8 protein-coding genes are annotated in these 6,337 nt (G+C 66.4%); 5 read left to right on the top strand and 3 right to left on the bottom strand.

All coding sequences use genetic code 11. The features are described from left to right. Window positions 1-12: 12 nt before the first annotated feature. Window positions 13-612: a TetR/AcrR family transcriptional regulator gene (locus ABT299_RS25965; protein ID WP_500252289.1), complete on the bottom strand. Its 600-nt coding sequence runs from the start codon at window positions 610-612 to the stop codon at window positions 13-15. A gap of 180 nt (window positions 613-792) precedes the next feature. Between ABT299_RS25965 and ABT299_RS25970 the strand changes: the two genes are divergently transcribed. The 3 genes from ABT299_RS25970 (at window position 793) to ABT299_RS25980 (ending at window position 3,505) form a co-directional block, all read left to right on the top strand. After that, entirely contained in the window at window positions 793-1,659 is an 867-nt protein-coding gene (locus tag ABT299_RS25970; protein WP_500252290.1) for a polysaccharide deacetylase family protein, read from the top strand. Window positions 1,660-2,238: 579 nt separating this feature from the next. Beyond that, window positions 2,239-2,781 (top strand): GNAT family N-acetyltransferase, encoded by a 543-nt coding sequence (locus ABT299_RS25975; RefSeq protein ID WP_500252291.1) that lies wholly within the window; start codon window positions 2,239-2,241, stop codon window positions 2,779-2,781. A gap of 142 nt (window positions 2,782-2,923) precedes the next feature. Next, window positions 2,924-3,505 carry a hypothetical protein gene (locus tag ABT299_RS25980; protein ID WP_500252292.1) on the top strand — a complete coding sequence of 194 codons (582 nt, stop codon included), beginning with the start codon at window positions 2,924-2,926 and terminating at the stop codon, window positions 3,503-3,505. Between the two features lie 191 nt (window positions 3,506-3,696). Here ABT299_RS25980 and ABT299_RS25985 read toward each other — a convergent pair whose 3' ends face one another. Then, window positions 3,697-3,915: an integrase core domain-containing protein gene (locus tag ABT299_RS25985; RefSeq protein ID WP_500252293.1), complete on the bottom strand. Its 219-nt coding sequence runs from the start codon at window positions 3,913-3,915 to the stop codon at window positions 3,697-3,699. A gap of 721 nt (window positions 3,916-4,636) precedes the next feature. Between ABT299_RS25985 and ABT299_RS25990 the strand changes: the two genes are divergently transcribed. Continuing rightward, window positions 4,637-4,810 (top strand): hypothetical protein, encoded by a 174-nt coding sequence (locus tag ABT299_RS25990; protein ID WP_387026341.1) that lies wholly within the window; start codon window positions 4,637-4,639, stop codon window positions 4,808-4,810. A gap of 334 nt (window positions 4,811-5,144) precedes the next feature. Beyond that, entirely contained in the window at window positions 5,145-5,420 is a 276-nt protein-coding gene (locus ABT299_RS25995; protein ID WP_500252294.1) for a hypothetical protein, read from the top strand. A 539-nt stretch (window positions 5,421-5,959) separates the two neighbouring features. Here ABT299_RS25995 and ABT299_RS26000 read toward each other — a convergent pair. Next, window positions 5,960-6,337, bottom strand: a 378-nt coding sequence (locus tag ABT299_RS26000) for a substrate-binding domain-containing protein (RefSeq protein ID WP_500252295.1), incomplete at its 5' end; no start/stop codon positions are given.

The raw sequence follows: 6,337 nt of genomic DNA on the forward strand, positions 1-6,337 counted from the left end.
CCAAGATCCTTTTTATCGCGGCCGCAACCCGCGGAGGGCGAGGTCGGCGACGCTATCCGTGAACGCCTCGTCGTGCGGTCCGGACGCGACCAGCAGGCGGTAGTACAACTGGGCATAGATGAGATCGATGGCACGGTACGGATCGATGTCGGGGGCGACCTGTCCCTTTTCTTGCGCGTGGCGGATCCGCGCGGCCATCCGGTCTCTGGCGGGACCGATGAGGCGGTCTCTCAGTTCGATGGCGAGGTCCGTGTCGTGCTGCGCCTCGCCGATGAGCCAGGCGAGCACGGGGCGCGAGTCGCCGATCGCGCCGAGCCATGAGTCCTTGAGTATCTGCTTCAGGTCGCCCTCGAAGTCGTCGCTCTGCGCTGATTGCAGGTCCTCGTAAGACAGGTCCTCGAGCCGCTGTGCCCAGGCATCCAAGACGACTGAACCCTTGGAGGGCCACCAGCGGTAGATCGTCCGTTTGCCGACGCCCGCGCGCGCCGCGATGCCCTCGATGCTGACCTTCGCCAGGCCGCTCTCGCTGGCCATGGTCAGAGCGGCCTCGAGGATCGCGGCGGTCGTCTCAGGATTGCGCCGGGCGGGATCGGGCGCGTGCGACGGGCTCATATCACCTCATCCTCAGTGGCTTCTCAAGCTACCGCATTGGGGAGACGATCCGGTCCGTGTTGACACCGCCTCGGTGCTCCCCTCTATAGTCTGGAGATACGATACGGTCCGTATCGCGATACGGACCGTATCGTATCTCCGCTCAAGGTGGGCGGAACGACCCCTCTGGCAGGAGATCTCATGCGCAATGAGCTGTACGACTACAGTCCGATCACCGAACGCGCGCCCATCACCTGGCCCGGAGGGGCCCGAGTGGCGTTCTACGTAGGGCTCAACGTCGAGCACTTCGTGCTGGGAAAGCCGTCCACCAGCATCAACCAGGCGACCGCCACGCTCGTGCCCGACCCCCTGAACCACGGTTGGCGTGACTACGGCCCGCGGGTGGCGATCTGGCGGATGATCGAGGCGTTCGACCGCCACGGCGTGCGCCCGAGCGTGCTGCTCAATTCGGACGTCGCCGAGCAGTACCCGCAGATCATCGAGGCCGGCAAGGCCCGGGACTGGGCCTGGCTCGCGCACGGCAAGAACAACTCCACCGTGCAGCCTGAGGTGGAGGCACAGGAACGGGCGTACCTGACCGACGTCGTCGATACCATCGAGAAGGCGACCGGACGCCGCCCCCGCGGTTGGCTGGGACCGGCCCTGAGCGAGACGTTCCAGACCCCGGCGCTGCTGGCCGAACTCGGCTTGGACTACGTGCTGGACTGGACCAGCGACGACCAGCCGTACCACCTGAACGTGCCCGGCATGATGAGCGTCCCGTACAGCCTCGAGCTCAACGACCTGGGTCTGTTCACCGCCCACTCCATCAGCGGCCCCGACTTCGTGCAGATCGTCAAGGATCAGCTCGACCAGCTGTACGCCGACTCCGAGCACAGCGGGCGGGTCATGGCCCTGGCCCTGCATCCCTTCGTCACCGGGCAGGCGTTCCGCCTGAAGTACCTCGACCAGGCGCTGGAGTACGTCGTCAACCACCCCGGCGTGTGGAACACCACCAGCGACGAGATCGCCGCGCACTACGCCGCCACCGCCGGCCGACCGGCCTAACGCACGCCACGGCGCCGCAACCCGCAAACCCACGGATCACGGTCTCCCGCGAGCTTGCCTTGCCTCCCCAGAATCGAGGCATGAGCGGCAGACCGGACACCCCGGTCACGCCGTCCGCCGCCTGCAGCAAGAGCGACGGATCGGCCGGGATGGCGGCGCCGTGGCCCTCACCGTCCTGTCCGCCCGGTCAGGCATGGAGCGCGACCGCACTCTGGAGATCACGAGTCCGCGCGCTCCCGCAGCGAAAACATTGGCGGAGCCACCGTCACCGATGGGGGACGACACCGCGGCGGGCCGGACGCCCACCCGCCGTGCCGGGCGCCACCGTCAAGGACGGCTTCGACCTCGTGGCATCGGACAGGGGAGTCCGGTGCTCGGCACCGCCGGAGCCCCCTGCGCTTGACATCAAGCCGTACGTGCCCCAGGTCGGCCCAATCGGCGAGGTGCGCCAGCCCGCTGGGTCATCGAGTTCATGCGCGAGAATCACTGCACCGGCGGCGTCAGTTCGTACCTGCGGCCGAGCACACCGCGTCGTCAAGCGCTGCCTGGCCCATGCCAGACCCCGAGGAGCTCTCTGCCATGGCCAAGAACCCGTCTTCCTTTCCCGAGCACGTCGAACTCTCGGGGCAGGACCTTGTTCTGCGTGACTGGACCGAGGCAGACCTGCCCGCGATGCCAGGTCTGTTCGACCACCCCGACATCGCGTACTGGACGCCCTTCGTCTCCCCTTTCGACGCGGCAGCCGCGCGTGCCCGGTTGGATCGGGCCAGGCAGTTGCGCAGGGAGGGCAGCGCCATCCTCCTGGCCATCACCGCCGACGGAGGCGCACCGATGGGCGAGGTGATGCTGCGGCGCGCTCCGGAAGGGACGGAGCTCGGCTACGCGGTCAGCCCGGCCTTCCGTGGCCAGGGCCTGGCGGCGCGTGCGGTCCGGGTCATGGCCTCGTACGCCTTCGAGTACCTGGCGGCGGAACAGGTGATTCTGGAGTTAGAGGCGGAGAACGCGGCCAGTGTCGCCGTGGCCGCGAGGGCGGGCTTCCGGCTGCTCGACATGCCGCTCATCACTGGCGAGGAAAAGGGACGTCCCTATGCTTTGCAGACCTGGGGCCTGGACCGGCCCTGACACACAAGGACAGGGCGGAGCCGCCTGCCGGTACCGGCAAGCCCAGCGCCGGTCGGTGGCCATCGAGACCTGATCGCGAGCGCCTTCGGGAAAAGGAGTTCCCCCTTGTCACGTGGACGGCCCAAGACATGAAGGGGCATCGGTGGAGATGACGTACGCCGCCCGGCGGATGCTGCTGCGGCAGGAGACATCGAGGAACGACGTCCTCCGATACGCCGCGGCGATGGGCTGGGCAAAGACCGGCGAGGAGGGCGCCCTGGAGCAAAGCCAGACCTACCGCCTTGTCTTCTCGGTCGTCCCCGGGACCGCGGTCCGGTACGTGGAGGACTTCACTTCCAGGCAGCGCTACCTCTATGTCTCCAGCAATACGGACTGGGTCGCAGAACGCCTGGCGACACTGATCGACGACGATCTCAGCCCGTGGCCCCTGTCCGACCTGGTGGCCGCATGTGATCACTCTCGGGATCTGGAACACGGTCGCGCCCTCATGCGACTCGGGGTCGCGGCCCCGTACGAATACAACCCGGAAGTCTTCGCCCGGCTCGATGCGGGAATGCAGCACCCTGACCCACGAGTCCGGCGGCTGTCGCTGTGGGCGACGACCTACTCGCCCTGGCCCCAGTACCTCGCGCGGATCTGCGCCATCGCTCAGGCCGATCCCGAGCCCGCCCTCCAGGAGAGAGCCGAAACCATTCTGGCTGTTCTCCAACGGGCTGCTCCCTGAGCAGGAACCGCAAGCGGGCGTCCGTGGCCAGGAGGGACTTTCGGACGAACCGGTCGACGGGCATGGTGGACGGCTCCGACGGTGAGCGGGATGCGATCGGGCGGCGGCCCTGTCCCTGCCGTAAACTTCGTCCACGCAGGTCGAGCGGCATGTTCGTACTCGTTGAGGATCCCGCCCAGACGTTGCCTTCTTCAGATGTTCAGGTAGGCGATCCGGTCTGATTCGTTGATCGGCGGAGGCAGCGGCTTCAACGGGCGAGCGTTGGCGATGCCCTGATGCGGGCGATGCTCGTCGTAGAAGGTCTCGAACTCACGGAGCGCGTGGAGCAGGTGTCGCTGGTTCCAGATCAACTTGCAGTCCAAGAGTTCACGGCGGCAGGTCTGGACCGACCGCTCCATCACCGCGTTCATCGTGGGCATCCGCACCCCGTGACCAGCGTCCGGATGCCGGCATCGGCCAGGATGGCGTCGAACAGGCCGGGGAACTTGCCGTCGCGGCCGCGGATCAGGTGTCCGTTCCGGATGAACCTGTCGGTAGGAGCGCTGAGCTGGGGTCCGACAAGTACTCGTGCAACTGCTGGCTTCGGTTGTTCATCTGAACATGGCGGATTCCGTGGCCCGCGACTTCGAGGTGGACGTTGCGTCGTCCGACTACCCGAACGGCCGATCCATCGCGTCAACGCCGCGCCCCGCGATGATCGCTGACGTGAGTAGTGAGCGGAACGCACCTTTGGAGGAACGCGCGCAGCGGATGAAAACGCCGCCGCGAGGTATCGGGGGGTTGCGTTCAGCCAGTACGGTGATAAGCTAGCCCGCTGTTCTTCGAGAGCGTCTACAAACTCGACGCGATGGATGAAGTGAGTGACTACGACTTCCAAGTTGCCGGCTCTCCGGACAGGGCGAACGTAGGCAATGGAATCTCCACGCATTTCCGTGAGAGTGATTGGATCACCAGGCGCCCGGGAGGCGATGCCAGTGAATGACCAGCTACACATCCGAATGAAGGGCCACCTCGGGGGGGCGGCTCTCCAGGTTTCGGGACCAGGTGGGGCTGAGTCCGCGTGGTCGCCTTAATGATGACTGGGATGAGGAATTCGGGCAGCGAGAGTTGCGATCCAAAGAACAGGGTCATGTGAAGCTGACGCTCTGGCGTTACGCCGACGATGACTGGATGATTGCGCTCACCTACGAGCGGGATCCGCTGCCCGTGGACGAGGCTGAAGCCTTGCGCCGAAATATTCTGGACGCCGTGACCGCAGTCGGGCTGACGGTAACCGCCCAGTCCCCATCGCAGACTTCGCAGTGAGCAGCGGAAATGAGGATAGAGGAATTTTGCGTTTGGACGCTTCCGACTCCGGCGGTTAAGGAAGGCATTTTGTGTGCGGGTGGCTCTTGATGTCCCGTGAGTGATACAAGGGTTTGGCTGGTGCCGTTATCGGTCGGGGGACAGGCCTATGCGCGGTTATTGTCCGAATAGATATTTTGTGACGCGGTTCTGTTCGGATTACTTTGCTGTTTCCGAGGATGGCGTCCAAAAACGCACTATGGTCCGCTGGCTCTGGTAGATCGCTTCTTCGTACTGTCCCATCGGGATGGACCACTCGCGGATGACGACGGGGTGGACGGTGCGGTGGTGCAGGATGACTGCTTCCGGGGCGGCGTTAACCACCTTCGCCGCAACCCCAGGCCACAGCCGGCCCAGCCACCTCACCAACACCACCAAAGCCGGACGCGAGCGTCACGATAAGGTCATCGTTTGGTTCACCCGCATCGCCGCTTCGGTCGCGTATCTCGTGCAGAGGGAAATCCTGCAGATCCTGGCGCGGCAGTCGAAGGATCGCATCGGGGGCCGTGGCCCTCGCGCCGGCCGCAGGCGTGTGCAGGGCGATCGCCCTGACCAGTACGGAATGGGATAGGAAAGGCACGCTCGATGCCCGGTCGGCTGTGATCGCGTGCCTCGCCGCGACCTGCCTGGCGGGGCCGAGCGCTTCGGGCTTCCCAGGGTGGGACTGATCAGCGCCGACCGGCGCTCGGCGGATATCCAGAGGCTGCTGATCCGCGTGGGCGAGGTCGTCGCGATACTCGTGGAGGTCGACGGCGGCCTCGACTCGACGGCCGTGCAGGACGTGACGGCGATGGCGAGGTCCGCTCCGCCAGGGCGTCGGCCCGGGTCGGTATCCGATGCAGCGGCACGGACCTAGTGCTGAGAGCGTTCAGGTTCCGTCGCGTACTCGACGGTGCCGGCTTGCGCAGCGTCTGGATCTACGCCGATGCCCACGCGGATGGGCGGCCTTCGTACGCATCGAGGGCATCCGCCATATCGATCGAGGGCCGGCTGATCGACGCCGCTGAGCCCCATCGGTATCTCGTCGACCTCCAGCTTCGCGGGCAGCGGGCCCTTGGCGTGCAGCGAGGTCAGTAGCATCCCTTGCACGTGCTGGGTGGTCGGCCAGTGCTACAGGGAGGCGTACTCGGTGGGGGAGTGGGCGTGCGAGCAGCAACCGCAGCGGGGCCCCGGTCGGGGCCCGGCTCGGCCTTCCTGTACGGTGGACAGCCGCCGGCCGGCCGGGACGGGCGCCGTGGAGCGCCGCACGACCAGTTCCGGGCGGAACAGCAGTTCGGTGCGGGGTGAGCGCGCGCCCCGGATCTCGTCGAGCACCGTGCTGACCGCCGCCATCGACATCTCCCGCACGGCTTGGCGGATCGTGGTCAGCGGCGGGTCGAGGTAGGCGGTCAGTAGCGAGTCGTCCATGCCGGTCACCGACACGTCCTCGGGCACCCGCAGGCCGCGCGCCCGCGCCGCGCGGATCGCGCCGAGCGCCATGATGTCGTT

The sequence above is a fragment of the Spirillospora sp. NPDC000708 genome, from assembly GCF_040299565.1.
Taxonomy (GTDB): domain Bacteria; phylum Actinomycetota; class Actinomycetes; order Streptosporangiales; family Streptosporangiaceae; genus Spirillospora.

Excerpts from the sequence above, each read along its gene's own strand:
- ABT299_RS25965 (WP_500252289.1), bottom strand. The coding sequence starts at position 612 with ATGAGCCCGTCGCACGCGCCCGATCCCGCCCGGCGCAATCCTGAGACG.
- ABT299_RS25985 (WP_500252293.1), bottom strand. The coding sequence starts at position 3,915 with ATGAACGCGGTGATGGAGCGGTCGGTCCAGACCTGCCGCCGTGAACTC.
- ABT299_RS25970 (WP_500252290.1), top strand. The coding sequence starts at position 793 with ATGCGCAATGAGCTGTACGACTACAGTCCGATCACCGAACGCGCGCCC.
- ABT299_RS25975 (WP_500252291.1), top strand. The coding sequence starts at position 2,239 with ATGGCCAAGAACCCGTCTTCCTTTCCCGAGCACGTCGAACTCTCGGGG.
- ABT299_RS25995 (WP_500252294.1), top strand. The coding sequence starts at position 5,145 with ATGACTGCTTCCGGGGCGGCGTTAACCACCTTCGCCGCAACCCCAGGC.